General features: G+C 71.3%; 20 protein-coding genes. 11 read left to right on the top strand and 9 right to left on the bottom strand.

What is annotated here, in order from left to right; all coding sequences use genetic code 11:
- Positions 1–153: 153 nt before the first annotated feature.
- Entirely contained in the window at positions 154–2,418 is a 2,265-nt protein-coding gene (glgX, locus tag E6R60_RS30570) for a glycogen debranching protein GlgX (RefSeq protein ID WP_168713700.1), read from the bottom strand.
- A gap of 152 nt (positions 2,419–2,570) precedes the next feature.
- On the opposite strand from glgX, the gene E6R60_RS30565 reads away from it, so the two are divergent.
- Complete coding sequence (locus E6R60_RS30565) at positions 2,571–3,803, top strand: Ig-like domain-containing protein (RefSeq protein ID WP_136329949.1); 1,233 nt, start codon at positions 2,571–2,573, stop codon at positions 3,801–3,803.
- Positions 3,804–4,073: 270 nt separating this feature from the next.
- The gene (locus E6R60_RS30560) at positions 4,074–5,330 is read left to right on the top strand and encodes an Ig-like domain-containing protein (RefSeq protein ID WP_136329948.1); all 1,257 of its coding nucleotides are present in this window, start codon (positions 4,074–4,076) and stop codon (positions 5,328–5,330) included.
- A gap of 248 nt (positions 5,331–5,578) precedes the next feature.
- Here the strand turns inward: E6R60_RS30560 and E6R60_RS30555 are convergent, their stop codons facing one another.
- The 4 genes from E6R60_RS30555 to E6R60_RS30540 all read right to left on the bottom strand — a co-directional run bounded on the left by E6R60_RS30555 (position 5,579) and on the right by E6R60_RS30540 (position 11,295).
- On the bottom strand, positions 5,579–6,301 hold the full coding sequence (locus tag E6R60_RS30555) for a hypothetical protein (RefSeq protein WP_240802739.1): 723 nt from the start codon (positions 6,299–6,301) through the stop codon (positions 5,579–5,581).
- Positions 6,302–6,841: 540 nt separating this feature from the next.
- Complete coding sequence (locus tag E6R60_RS30550) at positions 6,842–7,507, bottom strand: 4'-phosphopantetheinyl transferase superfamily protein (RefSeq protein ID WP_136329947.1); 666 nt, start codon at positions 7,505–7,507, stop codon at positions 6,842–6,844.
- Positions 7,504–8,352 (bottom strand): metallophosphoesterase, encoded by an 849-nt coding sequence (locus tag E6R60_RS30545; RefSeq protein WP_136329946.1) that lies wholly within the window; start codon positions 8,350–8,352, stop codon positions 7,504–7,506. Before E6R60_RS30545 ends, E6R60_RS30550 begins: the two co-directional genes overlap by 4 nt.
- A gap of 219 nt (positions 8,353–8,571) precedes the next feature.
- Complete coding sequence (locus E6R60_RS30540) at positions 8,572–11,295, bottom strand: AAA family ATPase (RefSeq protein ID WP_136329945.1); 2,724 nt, start codon at positions 11,293–11,295, stop codon at positions 8,572–8,574.
- A 248-nt stretch (positions 11,296–11,543) separates the two neighbouring features.
- Here E6R60_RS30540 and E6R60_RS30535 point away from each other — a divergent pair, with 248 nt between their 5' ends.
- Entirely contained in the window at positions 11,544–12,158 is a 615-nt protein-coding gene (locus E6R60_RS30535) for a TetR/AcrR family transcriptional regulator (RefSeq protein ID WP_136329944.1), read from the top strand.
- Positions 12,159–12,186: 28 nt separating this feature from the next.
- Here E6R60_RS30535 and E6R60_RS30530 read toward each other — a convergent pair whose 3' ends face one another.
- The 4 genes from E6R60_RS30530 to E6R60_RS30515 all read right to left on the bottom strand — a co-directional run bounded on the left by E6R60_RS30530 (position 12,187) and on the right by E6R60_RS30515 (position 15,581).
- A complete protein-coding gene (locus tag E6R60_RS30530; RefSeq protein WP_136329943.1) occupies positions 12,187–12,456 on the bottom strand; it encodes a PqqD family protein in 270 nt (89 codons plus the stop codon).
- 385 nt (positions 12,457–12,841) lie between these two features.
- A complete protein-coding gene (locus E6R60_RS30525; protein ID WP_136329942.1) occupies positions 12,842–13,606 on the bottom strand; it encodes an alpha/beta fold hydrolase in 765 nt (254 codons plus the stop codon).
- Between the two features lie 111 nt (positions 13,607–13,717).
- On the bottom strand, positions 13,718–13,951 hold the full coding sequence (locus E6R60_RS30520; protein WP_136329941.1) for an acyl-CoA carboxylase epsilon subunit: 234 nt from the start codon (positions 13,949–13,951) through the stop codon (positions 13,718–13,720).
- A 19-nt stretch (positions 13,952–13,970) separates the two neighbouring features.
- Positions 13,971–15,581: an acyl-CoA carboxylase subunit beta gene (locus E6R60_RS30515; protein ID WP_136329940.1), complete on the bottom strand. Its 1,611-nt coding sequence runs from the start codon at positions 15,579–15,581 to the stop codon at positions 13,971–13,973.
- A 522-nt stretch (positions 15,582–16,103) separates the two neighbouring features.
- Here E6R60_RS30515 and E6R60_RS30510 point away from each other — a divergent pair.
- From E6R60_RS30510 to E6R60_RS30475, 8 genes are all read left to right on the top strand, one after another.
- Entirely contained in the window at positions 16,104–16,970 is an 867-nt protein-coding gene (locus E6R60_RS30510) for an ACP S-malonyltransferase (RefSeq protein WP_136329959.1), read from the top strand.
- Between the two features lie 117 nt (positions 16,971–17,087).
- On the top strand, positions 17,088–17,951 hold the full coding sequence (locus E6R60_RS30505) for a sugar phosphate isomerase/epimerase (protein WP_136329939.1): 864 nt from the start codon (positions 17,088–17,090) through the stop codon (positions 17,949–17,951).
- Between the two features lie 52 nt (positions 17,952–18,003).
- The gene (locus E6R60_RS30500; RefSeq protein WP_136329938.1) at positions 18,004–19,233 is read left to right on the top strand and encodes a cytochrome P450; all 1,230 of its coding nucleotides are present in this window, start codon (positions 18,004–18,006) and stop codon (positions 19,231–19,233) included.
- A gap of 12 nt (positions 19,234–19,245) precedes the next feature.
- Positions 19,246–19,440: a ferredoxin gene (locus tag E6R60_RS30495; RefSeq protein ID WP_136329937.1), complete on the top strand. Its 195-nt coding sequence runs from the start codon at positions 19,246–19,248 to the stop codon at positions 19,438–19,440.
- A gap of 156 nt (positions 19,441–19,596) precedes the next feature.
- Positions 19,597–21,132, top strand: a complete 1,536-nt coding sequence (locus E6R60_RS30490; RefSeq protein ID WP_136329936.1) for an AMP-binding protein — start codon at positions 19,597–19,599, stop codon at positions 21,130–21,132.
- Positions 21,129–22,391 (top strand): type III PLP-dependent enzyme, encoded by a 1,263-nt coding sequence (locus tag E6R60_RS30485; RefSeq protein ID WP_136329935.1) that lies wholly within the window; start codon positions 21,129–21,131, stop codon positions 22,389–22,391. The genes E6R60_RS30490 and E6R60_RS30485 overlap by 4 nt, the downstream gene beginning before the upstream one ends.
- The gene (locus E6R60_RS30480; protein ID WP_136329934.1) at positions 22,388–22,888 is read left to right on the top strand and encodes a cobalamin-dependent protein; all 501 of its coding nucleotides are present in this window, start codon (positions 22,388–22,390) and stop codon (positions 22,886–22,888) included. Before E6R60_RS30485 ends, E6R60_RS30480 begins: the two co-directional genes overlap by 4 nt.
- A complete protein-coding gene (locus E6R60_RS30475; protein WP_136329933.1) occupies positions 22,885–24,276 on the top strand; it encodes a methylaspartate mutase in 1,392 nt (463 codons plus the stop codon). The genes E6R60_RS30480 and E6R60_RS30475 overlap by 4 nt, the downstream gene beginning before the upstream one ends.
- The last annotated feature ends 15 nt before the right edge of the window (positions 24,277–24,291 follow it).

Here is a 24,291-nt window from a genome sequence, read left to right as displayed (position 1 = left end):
CACGGTCTCGCCCTCGACGCGGACCACTCGGCCGGGAACGGCAAACCGTGCCTGCGCGCCGACGCGTGTGACCACACGGGCCGGGCAGACCGCACCATGGAGCCCTGAGCGGCCGATGCCGGCCGCCCGGCGCTCGTGCGGCCTCGACCGCCCCTACCCCGACACCCGCAGCAGCAGCACCGACCTCCCCGGCACCGTCATGCGCGCGCCGCCCTGGTGGAGGGTGCCCGGTGCGGCGGACTGGTCCTCCCGGGAGGTGTCCAGGACCAGTTCGTACGCGTCCGCCCACGGCGGACCCGGCAGCAGGAAGTCCGCCGGGCGGTGCCCGGCGTGCAGGATGGCCAGGAAGCTGTCGTCGGTCACCTGCTCGCCGCGCGCGTCCCGGCCCGGGATGTCGCGGCCGGAGAGGTACAGACCGACCGTCGCGGCCGGGGCGTACCAGTCCGCCTCCGTCATCTCCGCGCCCTCGCGGGTGAACCACGCCAGGTCGCGCAGTCCGTCCGGGGCCTGGGGCCGGCCGGAGAAGAACGCGCGGCGGCGCAGGACCGGATGGGTGTGGCGCAGCGCGAGAACCCGGGCGGTCAGTTCGGTGAGTTCCCGCCACTGCGGCTGTTCCAGCAGCGACCAGTCCACCCAGCCGGTCTCGTTGTCCTGGCAGTAGGCGTTGTTGTTGCCGCCCTGGGTGCGTCCCATCTCGTCGCCCGCGACGAGCATCGGCACCCCCGTCGACAGCAGCAGGGTGGCGAGGAGGTTGCGCAGTTGGCGGCGGCGCAGCGCGTTGACGTCGGCGTCGTCGGTCTCGCCCTCGGCGCCGCAGTTCCAGGACCGGTTGTCGGAGGTGCCGTCCCGGTTGCCCTCGCCGTTGGCCTCGTTGTGCTTGTGCTCGTAGCTCACCAGGTCGCGCAGGGTGAAGCCGTCGTGCGCGGTGACGAAGTTGACCGAGGCGTACGGCCGCCGGCCGCCCCAGGCGTAGAGGTCGCTCGATCCGGTCAGCCGGTAGCCGAGATCGCGCACGTCCGGCAGGGCCCCGCGCCAGAAGTCCCGTACGGCGTCCCGGTACCGGTCGTTCCACTCGGTCCACAGCGGCGGGAAGGCTCCGACCTGGTAGCCGCCGTTGCCGACGTCCCACGGCTCGGCGATCAGCTTCACCCGGCGCAGCACCGGGTCCTGCGCGATCACCGCGAGGAACGGGGACAGCATGTCGACGTCGTGCATGGAGCGGGCGAGCGCCGCCGCGAGGTCGAAGCGGAATCCGTCGACGCCCATCTCGGTCACCCAGTAGCGGAGCGAGTCGGTGATCAGGCGCAGCACGTGCGGCTGCACCACGTGCAGGGTGTTGCCGCAGCCGGTGTAGTCCGCGTACCGGCGGGCGTCCGGCTGGAGCCGGTAGTAGCCGCGGTTGTCGATGCCGCGCAGCGACAGCATCGGGCCCAGTTCGCCCGCCTCGGCCGTGTGGTTGTAGACGACGTCGAGGATCACCTCGATCCCCGCGTCGTGCAGGGCGTGGACCATCCGTTTGAACTCGCCGACCTGCTCGCCCGCCGTGCCGCTCGCCGAGTATCCGGCGTGCGGGGCGAAGTAGCCGATCGAGTTGTAACCCCAGTAGTTGCGCAGACCGCGCCGCAGCAGATGGTCCTCGTGGGCGAACTGATGCACCGGCAGCAGTTCCACCGCCGTCACGCCCAGGCGCCGCAGATGGGCGAGGGCCGCGGGGTGCGCGAGACCGGCGTAGGTGCCCCGCAGCTTCTCCGGGATGCCCGGGTGGCGGGCCGTGAAGCCGCGGACGTGGAGCTCGTAGATGACGGAGTCCGCCCACGGCGTCTTGGGCCGGCGGTCCTCGGCCCAGTCGTCGTCGTCATGGACGACCACTCCTTTGGGGACGTACGGAGCCGAGTCCCGTTCGTCGCGCACGGTGTCGGCGACGTGCTGCTGGGGCCAGTCCCTCACATGGCCGTACACCTCGGCCGGAAGGGTGAAATCTCCGTCGACGGCCCGGGCGTAGGGGTCGAGGAGCAGCTTCGCCGCGTTCCACCGCGCACCCGTCCACGGGTCCCAGCGGCCGTGCACCCGGTAGCCGTACCGCCGGCCCGGCCGCACACCGGGCACGAAGCCGTGCCAGATCTCGTGGGTCAGCTCGGTCAGCGCGAGGCGGGTCTCGGTGCCGTCCTCGTCGAAGAGACAGAGCTCGACGGCCTCCGCCCCGCCGGCCCAGAGGGCGAAATTGGTGCCCGCGACCCCGTCGGGGCCCACCCTGAAGCGGGCGCCGAGCGGTGTCGGAGCTCCCGGCCACACGGCGGGCGGCCGCTGCGCCGGCTCGGCGGCCCGCCCCGTTCCGGCGGACGGCGGCCGCTCCACCGCCGTCCCGGACGGCCCCGTATCCGTCCTCGGCACTGCCTCCTGCTCGGCTGCGCTCGACACCTGCTCGCCTCCCGCGGCTCGTGGGACCGGCACCGGAAGGGTGCGCGCGGCGTCCCGGCCGCGGCTCCCCGAGTGTGGTCGTCCCCTCTGTTCTGCCCACGACGGGGCCCCCACTCACGTTTCCCCCGGACCGCCCGCGTCGTTGGGGGGACGTGAACCACGTAGCGAAGAAGGCAGGGGCGAGCCCGGCGACCGTGACGGCCCGGTCGGGACTGCTCGCCGTACTGGCCGTACTGGCGGTTCTGACCGGCTGCTCGGGTACGGATTCGATCATCGGCGGGAAACCCCGCTCGCCGCAGGAGGCCATCCGGATCACCCCGCGGGACGGGGCCGAGAACGTCGCGCCGGACACCCGGGTCGAGGTGACGGTCCCCGACGGGCGGCTGGAGAGCGTCGAAGTGACCCGGATCGAGGACGCTCAGGAGCAGGAGGTGCGGGGCCTGATCGCGCGGGACGGGCGTTCCTGGTCCCCGCAGGGGGTGGCCGGGCGGCTCGGGCCGGCCGCCAAATACAGCATCGACGCGGTGGCCGTGGACGGTGCGGGGCACCGCTCGGCCCGCCACACCACCTTTTCGACGGCGGTGCCCGGGCACGGCTTCATCGGCTACTTCAAGCCGGAGAACCGGTCGACCGTCGGCACCGGCATGATCGTCTCCTTCGAGTTCAACCGTCCGGTCACCCGCCGCGCGGCCGTGCAGCGGGCCATCCGGGTGACGGCCGATCCGGCGGTCGAGGTCGCGGGGCACTGGTTCGGCGACAACCGCCTGGACTTCCGCCCCGCCGCCTACTGGCGGCCGGGCACCCGCGTGACGGTCGAGGTGGGGCTGCGCGACGTGGAGGGCGCGCCCGGGGTGTACGGCAGCCAGCGCAAGACGATCCGCTTCACGGTGGGCCGCGAGCAGGTGTCCCGGGTGGACGCGGCCGCGCACACGATGGAGGTGCGCCGGGACGGGCAGCTCGTCTCCACCGTCCCGATCACCGCGGGCTCCGCGACGACGACCACGTACAACGGCAAGATGGTCGTCAGCGAGATGCACGAGGTGACGCGGATGGACGGCCGGACCGTCGGCTTCGGTGGCGAGTACGACATCAAGGACGTCCCGCACGCCCTCCGGCTCACCCAGTCCGGCACCTTCCTGCACGGCAACTACTGGTCCGACGAGGACGTCTTCGGGTCGGCCAACGTCAGCCACGGCTGCATCGGGCTGCGGGACGTGCAGGGCGGCAGCGGCTCCACCCCGGCCGGCTGGTTCTTCGACCGGACGCTGATCGGCGACGTGGTCGAGGTGGTCAACTCCAAGGACAAGAAGGTCGCTCCGGACAACGGCCTGGGCGGCTGGAACATGGACTGGGCGCGGTGGAAGGCGGGTTCCGCACTCCGCTGACACGCACCGGCGTTCCCCGGTCCCTCATCGACGGCGCGGCCCCTCCCGGCCGCGCCGTCCGACGTCCCGGGCCCCACGGCGGCGATACCACGTGCGACCAGGCGACTTCCGGGCCGGGTTGGGACGGAACAGTGACATTCCGGAGGAGATCTGCCCGGGAGAGGTGTGATTATCTTTCGATGAGCGCGCATGTACAGCGTGCGGGGGTGGGAGCCTGCGGGCTCCCTGGGGCCTTGTCGGGACGAGGCCGTGTGAGGGGAGACGACCACATTGAACGGGCAGCCGATATCGGGGACATCGGCCGGGGCGGGCAGCGGACGGCGGAGGCGTGCGGCCACCGGTCTGCCGGCGCTGGCACTGGGTGCGCTGCTTTTGCTGGTGACGGCGTGCGGCGGGGGAGACGCCGACGCCGGGGGCAAGGGCGGCGGCAAGGCGGGCGGGGCCGGAAACGCGGACACCACCGCCTCGCAGGCGGTCGTGAACATCGTGCCCGCGGACGGGGCCGATTCCGTCGCCACGAACGGGGCGCTGAAGATCTCCGCCCAGCAGGGGAAGCTGGCCACGGTCAAGGTCTCCGACCCCAAGGGGACCGAGGTGGCGGGGAAGATCGCGGCCGACGGCACGAGCTGGGTGCCGGACCGCCACCTGGCATCGGCGACCAAGTACAAGGTGCACGCGGTCGCCAAGGACGCGGAGGGCCGTGAGTCGGCGAAGGACACCACCTTCACCACGCTGGTTCCGAAGAACACCTTCATCGGGCAGTACACCCCGGAGAACGGTTCCACGGTCGGCGTCGGCATGCCGGTCTCGATCCACTTCACCCGGGGCATCACCGACCCGGAGGCCGTCGAGAAGGCCATCGAGGTGAAGGCCGAGCCCGCCGTCGAGATCGAGGGCCACTGGTTCGGAAACGACCGTCTGGACTTCCGTCCCGAGGACTACTGGGCCGCGGGCACCAAGGTGACCGTGAAGCTCAACCTCGACGGCGTCGAGGGACGGCCGGGCGTCTACGGCAAGCAGGCCAAGACCGTGTCCTTCACCGTCGGCCGCCGGCAGGTCAGCACGGTCGACGCGAGCACGCACCGGATGAAGGTCGTCCGTGACGGCAAGCAGATCAAGGACATCCCGATCTCGGCGGGAGCGCCGGCCACCACCACGTACAACGGCCAGATGGTCATCAGCGAGAAGCTCCGGGTGACCCGGATGAACGGTGACACCGTGGGCTTCGGCGGCGAGTACGACATCAAGGACGTGCCGCACGCGATGCGCCTGTCCACGTCGGGCACCTTCATCCACGGCAACTACTGGGGCGGGTCGGGCATCTTCGGCACCACCAACACCAGCCACGGCTGCGTGGGTCTGCAGGACGCGCGCGGCGCCGGTGACCCGAGCACCCCGGCCGCCTGGTTCTTCGACCGGTCCCTCATCGGGGACGTCGTGATCGTCAAGAACTCCCACGACAGCACGATCCAGCCGGACAACGGTCTCAACGGCTGGAACATGAGCTGGTCGGAGTGGACCAAGTAGGTCGCCCGGCCGACAGGGCGCGCACACGACGCCGGCTCCCGGGAACTCATCGAGGTCCTGGGAGCCGGCGTCGTGTGCGGGGAAGCCGCCGACCGGCGACGAAGGGCGGTTCTCCGCCCTCCATCGATACGTGCGCAACCATCCCGTTCGTTACGTGGGTGACCTTCCGGGCCCTTATGCCTGATGCGCCGGGCTGTCCGAGGGAAGGTCATTGTCCGACGGGGCGGACCCATTTCCGGGCAGGGCCGTCAGGAAGCCGGAAATGGATCGTCGACCAGGCCCGCCCGGGCCAGGACGACGCCGGCCTGGAAACGGCTGATGGCGCCCTGTTCATCCATGATTTCAGCGATATGTCGACGGCAGGTCCGGACCGATATGCCGAGCCGGCGAGCCACCATTTCGTCCTTGTGACCCATCGCCATAAGGCGCACTATCGACTGCTTGAGCGCGTTGATCGTGGGCGGAGTGTCCTTCGCGTCAGGAATGAGCGGGCACGCGGTGTTCCACAGGTTCTCGAAAGCGGCACGCGCGAACGCCACCATCGCCGGGTCGCGCACGGTGACCGCAGAATTCATGCCGACTTCCCCGGAGGAGCCCGGTGAGGGGGGCAGGATGAGTGTTTCGCGGTCGAAGGCGATGAGCGGATCGATCAGTTCGGCGCTCGTCCTGACCTCGGCCCCGTGCTGGGTCAGCTCCCGAACCAGGGCTCGGGTGACCAGGTCGCCGCGAATGGCGTGCTGGTAGATCAGCCGGGCCCGCACTCCGCGGTCCAGCAGGTCCAGGGTGATGGTCCGCGCGGCCGGGAACGACTGGCAGGGGCGGGCACCACTGGGCAGGACGAGGAGCAGTTCTCCGCGGCAGCGGGTGCTCGCCTCGCTGACCAGGGCGTGGAAGGCCGTGATGCCGGCGGCGCCGGCCGCCGGGGGAGGCGGATCCGCCGGGTCCGCCCGGCCCCCTTCATGTTCGAACAACCTCTCGCCCGAACCGACCCGCTGCGGCGACGCGCCATGGCCCCGTGCTGTGCGTTCTCCGACCGGGCGAGAACCTCTGGCTGCCGGCATTCGCTGCTCCCCCTTGAGTCCGCACGTTGTCTCGGCGTCGACTCTAAGGTATATGCATTTCGTGAAGAGAAATAAGGAATGAATTCCCTCACGAGTGATCCTCGAGTGCGGCCATAGGGTGCCTGGAGGGGTGCGGACAGCTTCGGAACGCTTTTCGGGAACTAACGCAGGGGTGCACGGGTGGCTGTCTCGTCGTGCGCGATGCAGGAAATCCCCCTTCCTGGGCCGGGATTATCGGTAAAGTAATCCGATTAAACTCGGTCGGTCATGAGCTTAACCGAGAGGGTTCCCTGGCAAACGGTATTTACTCAATTAATGCGTTTCATTTACTTTTCCTTTACCGAGTCGGGTGGCGGGGCCGCTCGGGTACGCCGCACGGGGGTAACGGGCAGCGGAAAAGGGTGTGCCGCGCTCACCCCGGGCAAAGCGGCTGCAGGGGGCTGCCCGATTTCAGGCCGGCAGGGCGATCGCGGTCAGGACGAAGCCCCGCTCCACGGCCCAGCGCCCCGTGAACATGCGGTGCCGGCGCCCGGCCACGTCGGGGCCGGGCACGAGGAGACGCGCCGAGAACGTGCCCGCGCCGGCGTCGAAATCCAGCTCCGCCTCGGTGAAGTCGAGTTCGCGCCGGGTGAGCGGATACCAGGTCTTGAACACCGACTCCTTGGCGCTGAACAGCACCCGGTCCCAGTGCACGTCCGGGCGCTGCCGGAAGAGGGCGGCGAGGCCGGCCCTCTCACGCGGCAGGGAGACGACGTCCAGGATCCCGTCGGGCAGGGGAAGATTCGGCTCCGCGTCGATCCCCAGGGACGCGGCGACCTCGGCACGGGCGACCGCCGCCGCGCGGAAGCCGGGGCAGTGCGTCATGCTGCCGGTCACGCCGGCCGGCCAGTCGATGGCGCCCCGCTCCCCCGGCACCAGCGGAACGGGGGGCATCCCGAGCTTCTCCATGGCTTCGCGCGCGCACAGCCGGACCGTCGTGAACTCGGCGCGCCGGTGCGGCACCGACCGGGCGATCGCCGCAGCCTCCGCAGGGAAGAGCCCGTGGCCCGCCGCAGGTGACAGATCGCCGAACACGCTCATGGTGGCCACGTCCGGGGGCAGTACGGCTTCGATCACGGCGCGTGCTCCGGCGCGGGGCCCGGCAGGATCCGACGCAGCGGCGAGCGGGGCGGCCGGGTGCGCCACTCCCTCGGGTACCCGATCGACACCTCCTCGAAGCGGACGCCGTCGTGCCAGGTGACCCGTGGAATGTGCAGGTGGCCGTAGACCACGGCGGCCGCCCGGAACCGCCGGTGCCAGTCGGCGGTCAGCTCGGTCCCGCACCACTGGGCGAACTCGGGGTGGGTCAGCACCCGCGTGGGATCCCGCACCAGCGGATAGTGGTTGACCAGGACCGTCCGGTACCGGGGGTCGACGGCCGCGAGCCGTTCCTCGGTGAGGGCCACCCGGGCGCGGCACCAGGCGTCACGGGACGGGTACGGGTCCGGGTGGAGAAGGTACTCGTCGGTGCACACCACCCCCGCGGCGTGGGCCGCGCGCAGCGACTCCTCCTTCGTGTGCGTCCCGGGGGCGTGGAAGGAGTAGTCGTACAGGACGAACAGGGGGGCGACGGTGACCGGTTCCTCGCCGCCGTGCCAGACCGCGTACGGATCCTCCGGCGACAACACACCGAGTTCCCGGCAGAGTTCGACCAGGGCGTCGTAGCGGGCCCTGCCCCGCAGCGCGACCGGGTCGGCGGGATGGGTCCACAGCTCGTGATTGCCGGGAGCCCAGGTGACCTGGCGGAAGCGCTCCGAGAGGAGTTTCAGCGACCAGGCGATGTCCTCGAACTTCTCGCCGACGTCACCGGCGACGAGGAGCCAGTCCTCGTCCGACTCCGGCCGGATCGCCTCCGTGACACGCCGGTTCTCCGCATGGGCGACGTGCTGGTCGCTGAGCGCGAACAGCTTTCCGTGGGTCACGGAGGCAAGTCCTTTCTTCGAAACACGCCCTAAGGGCTGTCGCGCAATTCCGGCGGGTGCGCGACGACAGCTACGGCACCTCGCCGCGTGGTCGAAACACCCGAATACACGCCGTACGCGGGCGCCTCTCTGCCTTGCGATTGCACCGCATCCGACGCCGCGCGCTGATCCACCAGGAATGGCGGGACAGCGCTCAGGCCGGTCGGACGCGGCGGCGCGTCAGCCCGCCTTGGCCGTGCAGACCGCGAGGTGGAGGTCGACCGGGAGGTCCTGGCGGCGCGTGATGTTGAGCTTGCGGTAGACGCGCGTCAGGTGCTGCTCGACGGTGCTGACGGTGATGTGCAGCTTCAGGGAGATCTCGCGGTTGGTGTAACCGCTCGCCGCGAGAGTGGCCACCCGGCGCTCGGAGTCGCTCAGCTTCGTGTCGAGGTCGGAGCGGAACTCCTCCGGGGCCCCGCGCTCCCGCATCCGGTCCTCCGGGCCGAGTTCCGGGCTGAACTCCTCGCACAGCGACTCGGCACCGCACTCCCGGGCCAGGTTCCAGGCTCTGCGGATCACCGCGTCCGCACGGGAGGGCTCGGCGACCGCCCGCAGGGCGCGGCCCAGTTCGGCGAGGGAGCGGGCGAGCTCCACTCGGTCGCCGGACCGGCTGAGCTCGTCGACCGACTGGTTGAGGAGGGCCGGCCGCTGCCGTGGATCCGAGGTCACCGCGCGTAGACGCAGGCTGATTCCGCGCACCCACGGCCTGCGCGCGTCCGGGTCGGCGAACTGCTGCTCGACGAGCGCCTTGCCCTGCTGCGTCTCACCGAGCCGGAACAGTACGTCGGCCGCGTCCGTACGCCAGGGCAGCACCGCCGGACGGTCCACGCCCCAGCTCCTGGCGAGCCGTCCCGCTTCCAGGAAGTCACCCAGCGCGGCGTGCAGTTGGTGCGTCGCCATCAGGTAGAGGCCGCGGGCGCGCAGGTAGGACAGGCCGTGGGTGCTCTTGAACAGCGTGTCCGAGACCGGCTGGTGGAGCTGGCGGGCGACCGCCGCGTGGTCCCCCATGAGGGTGCGCGCCCGGATCAGAGTGGCGGTCGGGCTTCCCACGAACGCGCTGCTGCTCTGCTCCGGCAGACAGTCGAGCGCCCGGCACGCGTACTCCTCGGCGGCGTGCAGATCGCTCAGGCGCAGCAGCACCGCCGCGAGCGCCGAGGAGAACAGGGCCTGCCAGGCGGGAGCCTTCTGCCGCTCGGCCTCGGCGATCAGCTCGCGGCAGCAGGCGGCGGCCCGTTCGGGATGGCCGAAGTAGGCGAGGGACCGCAGGGCGCGCATGACCGGTTCCAGCGTGTCGTCGGTGAGGCTGGTCGTACGCAGGAAGCGTTCGGCGGCCGTGGTCTCCGTGCCGGCGTCGTCACCGGACGCGGGAATCGGCTCGCCGGCCCCGCGTGCCGGGCCGGTGCGCGGGCCGGGCGTCCCCGCGGGCTCGTCCGTGCGGGGGCCGAAGCCACTGCGGTCCTGGCCCCCGGTGCTGCTCGCCACCGTCTCCAGGAGAATGCGGGACATCACCTCGCCCGCCTCGGCCACGCGGCCCTGGCAGGTGAGGAGTTCGGCCAGGGGGGCCAGTCGTTCGGCGGCCAGGCGTCCGGCGCGGAGGACCGCCAGCGGGGCGGACAGGTGTTTCTCCGCCCGTCCCGGGTTGACCCGCCAGGTGACGGCGGCGAGCCGGGTCTTGATGTCGGCCCGCTGCTGCTCGTCGCGGCTCAGCTCGTGGGCGAGTTCGAGTGCTTGGGTGGCCCGGGCGGGGTCGCTGTGCGTCAGCAGGTCCTCGGTGGCCTCCCGCAGCACGTCCACGGCCCAGGGGAGGGAGGTGAGGGATCCGCCCAGCTGGGCGGCCGTGAGCAGATGCCCCGAGACCCGGGTCACGGATTCGCCGTCGCCATGGAGGAGTTCGGCGGTACGCAGGTGCAGGCCGGCCAGCACGTCGGCCGGGACCTGGTCGAGGATGGCCGTTTCGGTGTGCGGGTGCGGGAAGCGGTGCCCGCTGAGGATGCCGGAGGCGGACAGGGAGGCGACGGACTGCGCGGCCGTGAAGGCCGGGACGCCCAGGAGCCGGCCGGCCCGCTCCGGTGTGTAGGCGTCGCCCAGCACGGCGAGCGCCGCTCCGACGTCCAGCATGCGCGGTCCGCTGTGCCGCAGGCAGGTCAGGACCGCCTGTCCGAACAGGCCGCCCTGCTCGGGGCGGAAGGCGTCGGTGGTGGTCGGGGAGGACCGGTACTCCTCCAGGAGGGCACGGAGCAGTAACGGGTTGCCCCCGCTGATCGCGTGCAGCTCGCCCGACAGCGCCTCGCGGGGCGTGGGGCCGGGGGAGGACGACGCGACACGACGGCACCCCTCGGGGGTGAGCCGCCGCAGCCGGATCCGCCGCACGTTGCGGCTGCGGAGCAGTTCCGTACCGAAGGAGGCGTCCTGGCTGTCCTGGTGCAGCGGCGTGGTGAGGGCCAGCAGCATCCTGGCGGAGCGGCTGTGCCGGACGATGTGCTGGAGATAGCGCAGGGAGGCCCTGTCCGCGTGGTGCACGTCGTCGACGGAGATGATGACCGGAGTGGTGGCGCTCAGCCGCTCCAGCGCCGCCTGGAACTCACGCATCGCGCTGACCTGCGGTTCCCCGTCCGGTGCCGCGGTGACCTCGGGGAGCGCGCCGGGCGGGGCGTCCCCGGTCAGCTGCCGCATCAGGCCGAGGGGCAGAACCCGCTCCGTCGGCGAACCGAACGCCCTCAGAACCAGGTCGTCCTCCTCGGCCCATTCGGCGAGGCAGTCGATGAGTTCACTCTTGCCGCATCCCGCGGCTCCCTCGATGAGGACGATCCGGGCGGCGCCGCTCCGGCCCTCACCGAGCGCGGTGCGCAACGCGCGGACTTCTGGTTCTCTTTCGGCAAATTCCACAGTGTCCCCCGAACCCATGGTGCGCTTCTACCTGTCCCGGCATTGGGAAAATGCCCTGATGGAACGTGTGTGGCGTATATGGAACGCGTGTGCGTACGCTACACGCCTATGAGTGTGCCGCACGCTCGCCGCATCCTCTAGTGGCCACAAGCTGCACGCGCGGCGAGGTGGCCGGAAGTCCGGTGGTCGGTAGTCAACGCATGTCACCCGCAGGGCAGTTGGGTCGGACTAGGATGCTCCGACGGCTTCGAGGCGAGGGTGGTGCTGTGGGTCACCGTGAAGATCTTCTGGAAGGTGCGAAGCGCTGTCTGCTGGAGAAGGGATTCGCCCGCACCAGCGCGCGGGACATCGTGGCGGCGTCCGGAACCGCTCTGGCGTCCATCGGATACCACTACGGGTCCAAGGACGCCCTGCTGGTCGAGGCCTACGTCCAGGCGATGCAGGAGTGGGCGGACGAGTTCGGGCCGGGCACCGCGATCGGGGCGGATCTCGAATCCGCCTCGTCGGCCATCGAGCGCTTCGAGCTGGTCTGGAACCGCATCGTCGAGATCTTCCCGGAGCGCAAACCCCTCTGGGCGCTGAGCGTGGAGGTCGCCGTGCACGCGGAGAAGCTGCCGCAGATGCGCGAGGGGCTCTCCAAGGCGCAGCCGTTCGGCTGGTCGGCGCTGGTGGCGCTCTTCCATGGCGTGGACGAGAGCGAGGTCGACGAGCAGATGGCCGTGACCCTCGGGCGGTTCTACGCCGCCCTGCTCAACGGTGTGATGTCGCTGTGGCTGTTCTCGCCGGAGACCGCACCGTCCGGGCGTGATCTCGCCGAGGCGATGAAGGCGATCCTGGTACTGCACGAGGGCGTCGCCGCCGGCACCGGCCCGGTCGCCTGAACGGCGCGGCCGGCGCGGCCGCGCGCGCTCAGGGCTCGTCGCGGACCAGGCCCGCGTCCCGCAGTTCGCTGACCCAGATGTCCATGTCGGTGCGGGTGTTCTCCGGGTCCGTGCACCACAGTTCGGCCAGAACCTCGGCCGCCGGGCCGATCTGGCCGTTGTGCTGGCGCAGTGCGATCCACATGGCCGCGGCGACGGGGCTGCACCGATAGCTGGTGCCGTCCGCGGCGATGAGGAATTCGAGGTACCCGTCCTCGGTGACGCGCGAGGTGACGCCGTTCTCTGGTCGTACCGGCACTCTGGCCTCCGTAGTCGATAGCCGGTCGGTGACGGCCAACCATGGGAAGGAGGCGTGACCGTGTACACGGGGCGGGGATGGGGTGTCTGTCCGGGCGGTGTGTTTGCCGACGCCGACCGGGGCTTCCTCGCACATCGGCTCACGAGGGCAGACTGCCCGATGCCGCGATAGACGTTAGTCTAGTACGGTCGTCTAGATTCTGGTGAAGGAAGTGCAACTCTGTCCGGAATACGTTGCCCGTACATGAAGTAAGCCCGCTCCGGAACGGGTTCCGGGGCAGGCGGGAGCGGGTCCGGGAGGGGCGCCGGTCACCGGCGTCCCCTGCCGGGGTCACCCGGGCGTGACCGGGGGGCGACGGCCGGACGGGCCGTCGCCCCCCCGGCCCTCACGATCCGACCGTCTGCGCGCCGGTGCGGGCGCGGATCAGGTCGAGGACGGCGCCCACGTGCGAGTCGAGGAAGAAGTGGCCGCCGGAGAACACCTTCAGCTCGAACGACGCCGTGGTGTGCTCGCACCACGACGACGCCTCGTCGAGGGTCACCTGCTGGTCGTCGTCGCCGACGAGCGCCACGACGTCCAGGCCCAGCGGTGGTCCCGGCCGGTAGCGGTAGGTCTCGGCTGCCTTGTAGTCGCTGCGGATCGCCGGGAGGATCATGCGCAGGATCTCCGGGTCGCCGAGCACCGCGGCATCCGTGCCGCTCAGCTGGGTGATGTCGGCGATGAGACGGTCGTCGTCCGCCAGGTGCACGCGCTCGTCGCGCACCCGGGACGGCGCCCGGCGACCGGAGGCGAACAGCGTGCCCGGTGGCGTTCCCGCGGCCTCCAGCCTCCGGGCCACCTCGAAGGCGAGAGTGGCTCCCATGCTGTGGCCGAACAGGGTCAGGGGGAGGTCCCCCCAGGGGCGCAGTTCCTCGACGACGAGATCGGCCAGCTTCTCGATGTCCTCGACGCAGGGTTCGTTCCTCCGGTCCTGGCGGCCCGGGTACTGGATCGCGAGCACGTCGATCGCCGGGGACAGGGCGCGGGACACCGGGAAGTAGTAGGTGGCCGATCCGCCCGCGTGCGGGAAGCAGACCAGGCGGGTGCGGGCCTCGGGGGCCGGATGGAAACGCCGGATCCAGGGCCCGGTCTCCCGTGAGTCGTCGGTCATCAGTGCTCTACTTCCTTCTTCTGTCGCTGTCGTGGTCGGGTCGGGCGGTCCGGTGGGGTCGGCTGCCTCGACGGCTGCGGCGGACCGGACGTCCGCGGCCGGCGAGGGGTCTCATCGCGCCGCCCAGCTTCCGGGCGGCCGGTAGGGGAGCGCTGCGCTCCACCGGGGCGCGGCGCCCCGCCGGGTGTCCGGACCCGGCGCCGGAGCGCGGCGCAGGCTCAGCAGCGCGGTCGTCACCGCGGCGATCTCCTCCGCGGAGGGCACGCTGCCGAGGAAGCGCAGGGCCGGGCCCGTGCGGTCCGGCTCCGCGGCTCCGGCCGCGGGGGTGAAGGGGTCAGGGGTCATCGGTCACTCCTCACTGGACTCAGGTCGGGGGGTTGCCGTGCTTGCGGGCCGGGACGGGCGCGTCCTTGGGCCGCAGCATCGCCAGGGAACGCGCCAGCACCGCACGGGTCTCGGCGGGATCGATCACGTCGTCGACCAGACCGCGTTCGGCCGCGTAGTACGGGTGCATCAGCTCCTGCTGGTACTCCTTGATGCGCTGCTCGCGGGCCGCCGCGGGATCCGGCGCGGCGGCGATCTCCCTGCGGAAGACGATGTTGGCCGCGCCCTCCGCGCCCATCACCGCGATCTCGTTGGTCGGCCAGGCGAAGGACAGGTCGGCCCCGATGGAGCGCGAGTCCATGACGATGTACGCCCCGCCGTACGCCTTGCGCAGGATCACCTGGACGCGGGGCACGGTCGCGTCGCAGTAGGCGTAGAGCAGCTTCGCGCCGTGCCGGATGATGCCCTGGTGCTCCTGGTCGGTGCCCGGCAGGAAGCCCGGCACGTCGACCAGCGTGACCAGGGGGATGCTGAACGCGTCACAGGTCTGGACGAACCGCGCCGCCTTCTCCGAGGCGTGGATGTCCAGCACCCCGGCCTGCGCGGCGGGCTGGTTCGCCACGATGCCGACCGTGTGGCCGTCCAGCCGGGCCAGCGCGCAGATGATGTTGGTGGCCCACTGTGCGTGGACCTCGAAGAAGTCCTCGTCGTCGACGATCTCCCGGATCACCGCGCGCATGTCGTACGACTGGTTGGCGTGGTGCGGCACCAGATTCAGCAGCGCCTCGCACCGCCGGTCCGCGGGGTCGTCGGTCGGCGACTCCGGAGGCAGCTCGCGGTTGTTGGCGGGCAGCAGGGAGAGCAGGTGCCTGACCTCGTCCAGGCACTCCGCCTCGTCGTCGTACACGAAGCCGGCCGCACCGGAGACCGTGGCGTGGACCTCCGCCCCGCCCAGCTGCTCGTGCGTCACCCGCTCGTTCGTGACGGCCTGGACCACGTCCGGGCCGGTGATGTACATCTGCGAGATGCCGCGCACCATGAAGACGAAGTCGGTGAGCGCCGGCGAGTAGGTGGCGCCGCCCGCGCACGGTCCGAGGATCACGCTGATCTGGGGAATCACCCCGGACGCCCGCACATTGCGGCGGAAGATCCCGCCGTACCCGGCGAGCGCCGTCACCCCCTCCTGGATCCGGGCTCCGGCCCCGTCGCTCAGTCCCACCAGCGGCGCGCCGGACGCGATCGCCAGGTCCATCACCTTGTGGATCTTCTGCGCGTGCGCCTCGCCCAGCGAGCCGCCGAAGACCCTGAAGTCATGCGCGTACGCGAACACCGTACGGCCGTGCACCAGGCCCCACCCGGTGATCACCCCGTCCCCGCCCGGCCGCCGGTGCTCCAGGCCGAATCCCGTGGACCGGTGCCGCCGCAGCGACTCCACCTCCTGGAACGTACCCGCGTCGAAGAGCAGTTCCAGTCGCTCCGGAGCGGTCAACTTCCCACGCGCGTGCTGCTGTTCCGTCGAGCGGGGGCCCATCCCCTCGTGCGCCGCGGCCTTCAGCTCCGCCGCCTGAGCCACCAGCGAGCGCAGATCCGGCCGGGGCTTCGCCGAGTCGTCACCACCGCTGTTCGCCGGGGCGTCCTGAATCACTGTCATGGTCCCACCCATCCAAGGCTCGACGGGGCGCGGTGGCTGCTCGCACCGGCGCCGGAATCCTGACAACCGTCCCTCATTGAAGGCCCGGTGCGATCCCCGTGCCCTCCCCTAAGTTGCCCGGCACCGGCCCTAGGGGGGGTGCCCGCCCCGCGCCCGCGCGCAGGCCGCCGCCCCGGCACCGCCCCCCGGCCTGCCCGCCTCCACCGAGGACCCTTAGGGGCTCCGCACGCCCTCACCCGATGGAAGCGAAGTCCCTTGACGCCGCCCGGCCGACGGGGCGCCGAGCGGCCGTGACAGGGGGGCGTCAATGGAATTGGGACCCGCGAACCTTAGGGGTTTTGGCGGCGGCGGGCAGACCCCAGCCTGGATCCCGACCGGTTCGGACACGAAGCGCCCGACGGGCTGATCGCTCCGGAACGACGTGCTGAAGGGCAGGACACCATGAGACACGACTTCCGCACCGGCGGTGCGCTGGTCTTCCCCGGCATGAGCCCCACGCGCTTCCAGGACTCGGCCAAGTTCATGCTGATCAACCCGGTGGCCCGCCGCCTCGTGGCCGAGGCCGACGACGCGCTCGGCTACTCGCTCGTCGACCGCTACCGCGACACCGAGGGCGACTACAGCGAGTACGCGCAGGTCGCCTTCCTCGTCAACTGCCTGGCCCTCGCCACCTGGGCGCAGGACCGGTTCGACCCGCAGCCCGCCCTCTGCGTCGGACCCAGCTTCGGCGGCAAGACCGCGGCGGCCCACACCGGCGTCCTGGACTTCGCCGACGCGGTCCGCCTGACCGCCGGCTGGGCCAGGCTCCTGGAGTCCTGGTTCGCCGAGAACCACCGCGACGTCGTCACGCACTCCTTCACCCGCGTCCCGCGCCCCGAACTGGACCGGGTGCTCGCCGAACTCGACGAGCGCGGCGAGTGGTACGAGATCGCCTGCCACGTCGACGAGGACTTCTACATGGTGTCGCTGCGCGAGTCCGTGCTGGAGTGGCTCGGCAAGCGGCTGCGTTCGGTCGGCGGACTGCCGCTCTACACGATGCGCCCGCCGATGCACGCGAGCGTCTTCGCCCCTCTGCGGCGGCGGGCCGAGGAGGAACTCTTCGCCCCGCTGACCTTCCACGATCCCCGGATCCCGGTCGTCGCCGACCAGGACGGCACCCTGCTGACCACCGGCGAGCAGGTCCGCACCATGCTGCTGGACGGCTTCGTCCGTCCGGTCCGATGGCCCGCCGTCGTCGACGCGCTGCGCCGCCATGGCGTCGGCAAGCTCTACGTCGCCGGCCCGGACAGCCTCTTCGGCCGGGTTCCGGTCACCACCGGGAACTTCGACGTCGTCGCGGTGGACCCGAGGACGGCGCTCCAGCCCGTCCGCCGGAGCCTCGCCGCCTGAGCGGTGCCCGGCAGACCGGGAACCGGCACACCTCCGGTGGGACGCGCCCAGGCCGGCGCCGCGACCCAGCCACCTCCACCAGGACCGGCCGCGGACTTTTCGAGCGAGAGGTACACCATGACCCTTCTGAACAGGACCGACCTGGGATTCGCCTATCTGCAGCTGACCGGGTCGGCCTGGCAGGAGCCGGTGCGGTACACGCTGGAGGAGCGCCTGGCGGCGCTGGCCGAGAACGACTGCGTCTCGATGGGCATGAGCGTCGAGGAGCTGGAGGCGTTCCTGGCGGACCACTCGGCGGACAAGCTGCGCGGCCTGCTCTCCGAGTACGGCATCCGGCTGCACGAGCTGGAGGTCCTGTTCGGCTGGAACGCCGGACCGGCGGAGAGCGGAGCCGCCCTGGAGTCGGAGACCCGCCTGTTCGAACTCGCCGTCCTGGCCGGCATTCCCACCGTCAAGTCCTGCGCGGTGTACCCGCCCGGCGTCGAGATGCCGCCCACCGAGGTCCTCGTCGAGCGCTTCGGCGCGATGTGCGACCGTGCCGCCGCACGCGGCCTGGGCATCTCGCTGGAGGCCATGGCCGTGATGCCCGGCTTCACCTACCAGGTCGCCTCCGACATCATCGTCGCCGCCGACCGCCCGAACGCCGGTCTGCTCATCGACATGTGGCACCTGTTCCGCGACCCGACGGGCCTCGCCTCGATCGACCAGCTCACGGGCTCGCAGATCGCGGCGGTGGAGTTCGGGGACGCCCCGCGCACCCCGTCCCCCGATGTCATGAACGAGGTCCTCAGCGGCCGGCTGCTGCCCGGCGACGGCGACTGCGACATCACCGGGCTGCTGCGCACCCTGGACGCCAAGGGCGTCGACGTCACCCCGTCCGTGGAGGTCCTCTCCGCCGAGCTGCGGGCCCTGCCGCTCAGCGAGAACATCGCCCGCACCGCCGCCGCCGTGCGCGCCTCCCTCGAGAAGGCCCGTGGCTGAGAGCGCCGCCACCCCCTACCCACCGAGCGCAGAGACCTCTGGAGAAGGAACCATGTCCGATCTCGTCGACGCGTGTCCGCACGCCCAGCCCCGCCCCTTCCCCCTGGAGCGCACCGGCTGCCCCCTCGACCCCGCACCGGAGTACGCGGTACTGCGGGAGACCGAGCCGGTCTCCCGGGTCAAGCTCAAGTTCAACGGCCGCGAGGCCTGGCTCCTCACCCGCTACGAGGACGTCCGGCAGATGCTGGTCGACCCGCGGTTCAGCTCCAACATGGCCGACCCCGGCTACCCCCTCCAGTTCCACTTCCCCATGGAACTGCTCGGCAAGGTCAAGCCCGCTCTGCTCCACATGGATCCGCCGGAACACACCGCGCACCGCATGATGCTGATGCCGGAACTCAGCGTGAAGCGCGTCGAGGCGATGCGGCCGCGCACCCAGGAGATCGTCGACGAGTGCATCGACGCGATGCTGGCCCAGGGCGGCCCGGTGGACCTGGTCACCATGCTGTCCATGCCCGTCCCCTCCATCGGCATGTGTGAGCTGACCGGGGTTCCGCACGAGTCGCGCGACCTGTTCCACCGCTGGGTCACCCTCCTCGTCACCCAGGGCAGCGCCGAGGAGCACGCCTCGGCCAACGCCGAGGTCGAGGTGCTGCTGTACGAGCTGATCGCCGAGCGGCAGAAGAATCCCGGCGACGACCTGATCAGCAGTCTGCTCCAGCGCAACGGGGAGAAGAACGAGCTGGAGCCGGCCGACATCAGCGCCCTCGTACGGGCCATGATCGCGGCCGGTCACGAGAGCACGGTCAACGGCATCTCCATCGGTGCGCTCGTCCTCCTCCAGCACCCCGAGCAGGCCGACTGGCTCCGCGCGCACCCGGAACTCTCGGGTCAGGCCGTCGACGAACTGTCGCGCTACTCCAGCATCTCCGACCACGGCACCGTGCGCGTGGCCCTGGAGGACGCCGAGATCGGCGGCCAGCTGATCCGCAAGGGCGAGGGCGTCATCTGCTCGCTCTCCGCCTCCAACCACGACCCGGCGGTCTTCAAGGACCCCAACACCCTGGACCTGACCCGCCGCGAGGCACGCCACAACGTCGCGTTCGGCTTCGGACGCCACCAGTGCGCGGGTCAGATGCTCGTCCGCATGCAGCTGGAGGTCGTCTTCACGACCCTGCTGCGGCGCATCCCCGGACTGCGTCTCGCCGCGGCCCTGGACGAACTGCCCTTCAAGGCCAACGCCCTCATCGACGGCGTCCACGAGCTTCCGGTGACCTGGTAAAGGAGTTTTCCCATGCGTGTGATCGTCGACAAAGAACGCTGTGTCGCCGCCGGTTCCTGTGTGATCACCTCGCCGGCCGTCTTCGACCAGAACGACGAGGACGGCAAGGTGGTGCTGCTGATCGAGACGCCGGACGAGAAGCTGCGCGACGAAGTCCTGGAGTCCGTCAACGTCTGCCCGGTCGGGGCGCTGAGCGTCGCCGACTGAGGCGTCGGCCGCCTCCCCGGAAGCCGGGGCACGGGCCCGCCCCCTCCGGGCCCGTGCCCCGGCTGTTCCGCCCCCACGACCCTCGAAGAGCCCCGGCCCCCGTCGCGCGACGGCGCGGCCCGCTCGCCACCCACTCCGGAAAGCGACGTTGGAACCGTGGAGAATCCGAACACCACTTACGCGCCGACGGCGCACGGGAGCGGCGGGACGGTCCATTCCCTGCTCGACGACGCGACCGCGGACACCCCGGACGCGCCATGCCTGCACGATGCCGCCGGCGAGGTGACGTACCGGCGGATGGCCGAGCTCAGCCACGGCTTCGCCGCCTGGCTCACCGGGCAGGGCGCGGCGCGCGGTGACCGGCTGGTCGTGCAGCTCCCCAGCCGGCGCGAGCTGGTGGCCATGGTCTACGGGGCCTCGCGCGTCGGCGTGATCCTGGTGCCGCTCAACCCGGCGATGAAGGAGTACCACCTCCGATCCGTCATCGCGGACGCCGAACCCTCGTTGATCATCGGCGACGGCCCCACCACCGACGTCCTCGGCCGGGCGGCCGCCCTCCCCGTGCACGACCTCGCGGCGATCTGGCCCGACGTCGAGGAGGCCGCGGGACGCCCCGCGCCCGCGCCCCTCGACATCAGCACCGACGACATCGCGTTCCTCGTCTACACCTCCGGCAGCACCGCCGCCCCCAAGGCGGTCGTCTGCCCGCACGCGCAGGTCACCTTCGCCTCCCGGGCCATCCAGGAGGTGCTGGGCTACCGGCCGGACGACGTCGTCTTCTGCCGCTTCCCCATCTCCTGGGACTACGGCCTCTACAAGGTGCTGCTCGCCTGCCTGGGACGCTCCCAACTGGTCCTGGACGGCGGCGAGTCCGACCTCGTCCTGCTGCGGCGGATGCGCGAGACCGGGGCCACCGTGGTACCCATCGTGCCCTCGCTGGCCACGATGATCGGCACCCTCGCCCGGCGTGACACCCAGGACCCGCCCCCGGTCAGGATGTTCACCAACACCGGCGCGGCCCTGCCCGATCACGCGGTGACCGCGCTGCGCGAGGCGTTCCCCGGCGTACAGGTGGTCCGCCAGTTCGGTCAGACGGAGTGCAAGCGCGTCTCGATCATGCCGCCGGACCAGGAGTACGAGCGCCCCCGGTCGGTGGGCCTGCCCCTGCCCGGCACCCGTGTCCTGATCCTCGACGCCGAGGGCCGGTCCCTCCCCCCCGGGGAGACCGGCGAGATCGTGGCGGTGGGCCCGCACGTCATGCCCGGCTACTGGCGCCGCCCCGAACTCTCGGCGCGCACCTTCCGTCCCGACCCGGAGACCGGGGCGCTGCGGCTGCACACCGGCGACTACGGCCGGCTCGACGAGGACGGCTACCTCTACTTCGAGGGCCGCCGCGACGACATGTTCAAGCGCAAGGGCATCCGGATGAGCACGGTGGAGATCGAGGCCGCCGCCATGGACATCCCCGGAGTGCGCACCGCCACGGCGCTGCCGCCCACCGACACCCGCGACCTGGTCATCTTCGCCGAGACCGAGCTCGCGCCCCACACCGTCCTGAAGGAACTGGCCGAGCGCCTGGAGTCGGCCAAGGTGCCCGCGCTGTGCCGCGTCCTGGACGAACTGCCGCTGAGCCTGCACGGGAAGAACGCCCGGCAGGTACTGACCGAGATGATCGACGGGGAAGGCCGATGAGCCGCTACCAGGCACTGGCCGAACGCTTCGGCACTCCGCTGTACGTCTACGACCTCGACGAGGTCGACGCGGCGAGGCAGCAGCTGTTCGCCTCACTGCCCGAGGAGTTCACCCTCTTCTACGCCCTCAAGGCCAACCCCCACCCGGACCTGGTCCGGGCGCTGCGCGAGGGCGAAGGCCGTCACTGCCGGCCCGAGATCAGCTCCACCGGCGAGCTGGAGTCGGCCCTGGCCGCCGGCTTCCGCGGCGAGGACTGCCTCTACACCGGCCCGGGCAAGACGCCGGGCGAGCTGGCAGAGGCGATGCGCCTGGGCGTGCGCGTCTTCTCCACCGACTCGGTCTCCGACGTCCGCCACGTGGGCGAGGCCGCCCTGGCCAACGGGGTGACCGCCGACTGCCTGCTGCGCGTCAACAGCGCGACCGCCAGCGCCACCAGCAGCATCCGGATGACGGGCACCCCCTCGCAGTTCGGCTTCGACAGCGAGACCCTGGGCGGTGTCCTCCCCGAGCTGCGCACGGTCGAGGGCGTCCGCATCACCGGGATGCACTTCTTCCCGCTGAGCAACGCCAAGGACGAGGACAGCCTCGTCGGCGAGTTCCGGCACACCATCGAGCTGGCCGCCCGCCTCCAGCACGAACTCGGCCTCCCGCTGCGGTTCCTCGACATCGGCGGCGGGTTCACCGTGCCGTACGCCGTCCCGGGCTCCCGGGGCACGTACCCGAAACTGCGCGGCGAGCTCGCGGCCGCGCTGGACACCCACTTCCCGCGGTGGCGGACCGAGGGCCCCGCGCTCGCCTGCGAGTCGGGCCGCTACCTCGTCGGGGCGAGCGGGGCGCTGGTCGCCTCGGTCAGCAACGTCAAGGTCAGCCGGGGCCGCAAGTTCGTCATCCTCGACGCGGGCATCAACACCTTCGGCGGCATGTCGGGCCTCGGACGGCTGCTGCCCGTGGCCGTCGGGACCGACTCCGGTGAGTGCGTCGAATCCGCCAGCCTGGTCGGCCCGTTGTGCACCCCTGGGGACATACTCGGCCGCGAGATAGACCTTCCCGCGCTGGCCCCGGGCGACCTGGTGACGATCCCCAACGCCGGTGCCTACGGGCCGACCGCCAGCCTGCTGATGTTCCTGGGCCGTCCCGCCCCCACCGAGGTGGTCGTGCGGGGGGACGAGGTGCTGTCCGTCTCCCGGATCGAGCACAGCCGCGCGTACGCGGCGCTGGACGGAACGGCCGCGCACACGGCCGGGGGAGAGGCCGAGTGAGCGCCGGCCTGACGCGCGGCGCCACGAACACCGCCCGCCCGACGGGTGCCCGGCGCGGCACCGTCGTCGTGACGACCGTGGCCTCCGACTCGCACACCTGGAACCTCGTCTACCTCCAGATGCTCATCGAGGAACTGGGTTACGAGGTGATCAACCTCGGCCCGTGCGTCCCGGACCAGGTCCTCGTCGACGCCTGCCGGGAGACCGCCCCCGACCTGGTGGTGATCAGCAGCGTCAACGGGCACGGCCACCAGGACGGGCTGCGCGTCATCGGCGCACTGCGTGCCTGCGGGGAGCTGACCTCGACCCCCGTCGTCATCGGGGGCAAGCTCGGCGTCGCCGGGCAGCAGAGCGAAGCGGCGATCGGCGAGCTGAGGTCCGCCGGCTTCGACGCCGTCTTCGACGACTCCAGCACCACCCCGCGGGAGTTCAGCCGGTTCGTCGGAGCGCTGTCCCCGGCCGCGCGTGCTCTGGAACGAACCGAGGTCGGGGCGTGAGACCGGGCGCGCACCCGCTCCGGCGGGCGGCCGAGGGCGCGCGCCCGGTGGACTTCGGAGCCTTCGTCCGGGCCACGAGCCACGCCGGAGAGCTGGTGGTCCAGCCCCGCATGGGGTTCAGCGACCCCGTCACCATGCGCGCGGGGCTGGCCGCCACCCGCGCGGCCGACGCCACGACGGTCGGCACCGTCACCCTCGACAGCTACACCAGGGTCGGTGAACTGGGCTCCGTGGAGAGTGCGTTGCGGGCCGGGGCCGACCTCAACGGATACCCCATCGTCACCTACGACCGGGCCGTGACCGCACAGGTCCTCGCGGGCATCAGGGACGAGTCGTTCCCGGTCCAGGTCCGGCACGGATCGGCCGTCCCCGGAGACATCTTCGCCGCCCTGCGCCGGACGCTGATCAACGCCACGGAGGGCGGCCCCGTCTCCTACTGCCTCCCCTACGGACGCACCCCGCTGGACGAATCCGTACGGAACTGGGTCCGCTGTACCGAGGATTTCGCACAACTGCGGGAATCGGGAGTGGAACCGCACCTGGAGACGTTCGGCGGCTGCATGCTCGGGCAATTGTGCCCGCCGAGCCAACTGGTGGCGATCAGTGTGCTCGAAGCGCTCTTCTTCTGCCAGCACGGAATACGCAGTGTGTCGCTCAGTTATGCCCAGCAGACCCACCCGGGGCAGGACAGGGAAGCGGTCGCCGCTCTGCGACGGCTGTGCGGGGAATTGCTGCCGACACCCAACTGGCACGTGGTCATCTACGCCTACATGGGCGTCTACCCGACCACGGACGAGGGCGCCTACCTGCTCCTCGACGAGGCCACGCGTCTCGCCGTCGACTCCGGTTCGGAACGGCTCATCGTGAAGACGGTGGCGGAGTCCCGCCGGATCCCGACCGTCGCGGAGAACGTCGCCGCCCTCGAGGCGGCGGCCCTGACCGCGAGGACCGCGCCGCCCGGTGACCCGGCCCCCGCCGCGTCCGACACGCAGACGTACCGGGAGGCCAGAGCCCTGATCGAAGGCGTGCTCGAACTCTCCCCTGACATCGGGCACGCCTTCGAGCTCGCCTTCCGGCAGGGGGCCCTGGACATCCCCTACTGCCTGCACCCGGACAACCACGGCCGGGCCCGCGGCTACATCGACGGCGACGGCCGCCTGCGGTGGGCCGGCATCGGCCGGCTGCCGCTGGCCGGGCTCGTCGGCCCGCCCCGGACCCGGCAGGCCACCTCGTCGCGACTCATCGCCGACCTCTCCTACGTACAAAGGGCGTTCGACCGGCTCGCGATGGAATCCGGCGGTATCCGGAACCCGGAACGCGCGGATATCGCGGCCGCCGAATCCCGTTCCGTCTCCGGTGGCGAATCGCGGGAGCGGCCGAGGACTTAGGGGGGCTCTAGGGGC

Origin of the sequence: Streptomyces sp. A0642, from assembly GCF_004795105.1 — a bacterium.
GTDB lineage: Bacteria > Actinomycetota > Actinomycetes > Streptomycetales > Streptomycetaceae > Streptomyces.
Note: the sequence above shows the minus strand (reverse complement) of the source record. Positions and strands in the feature narration are given on the sequence as shown.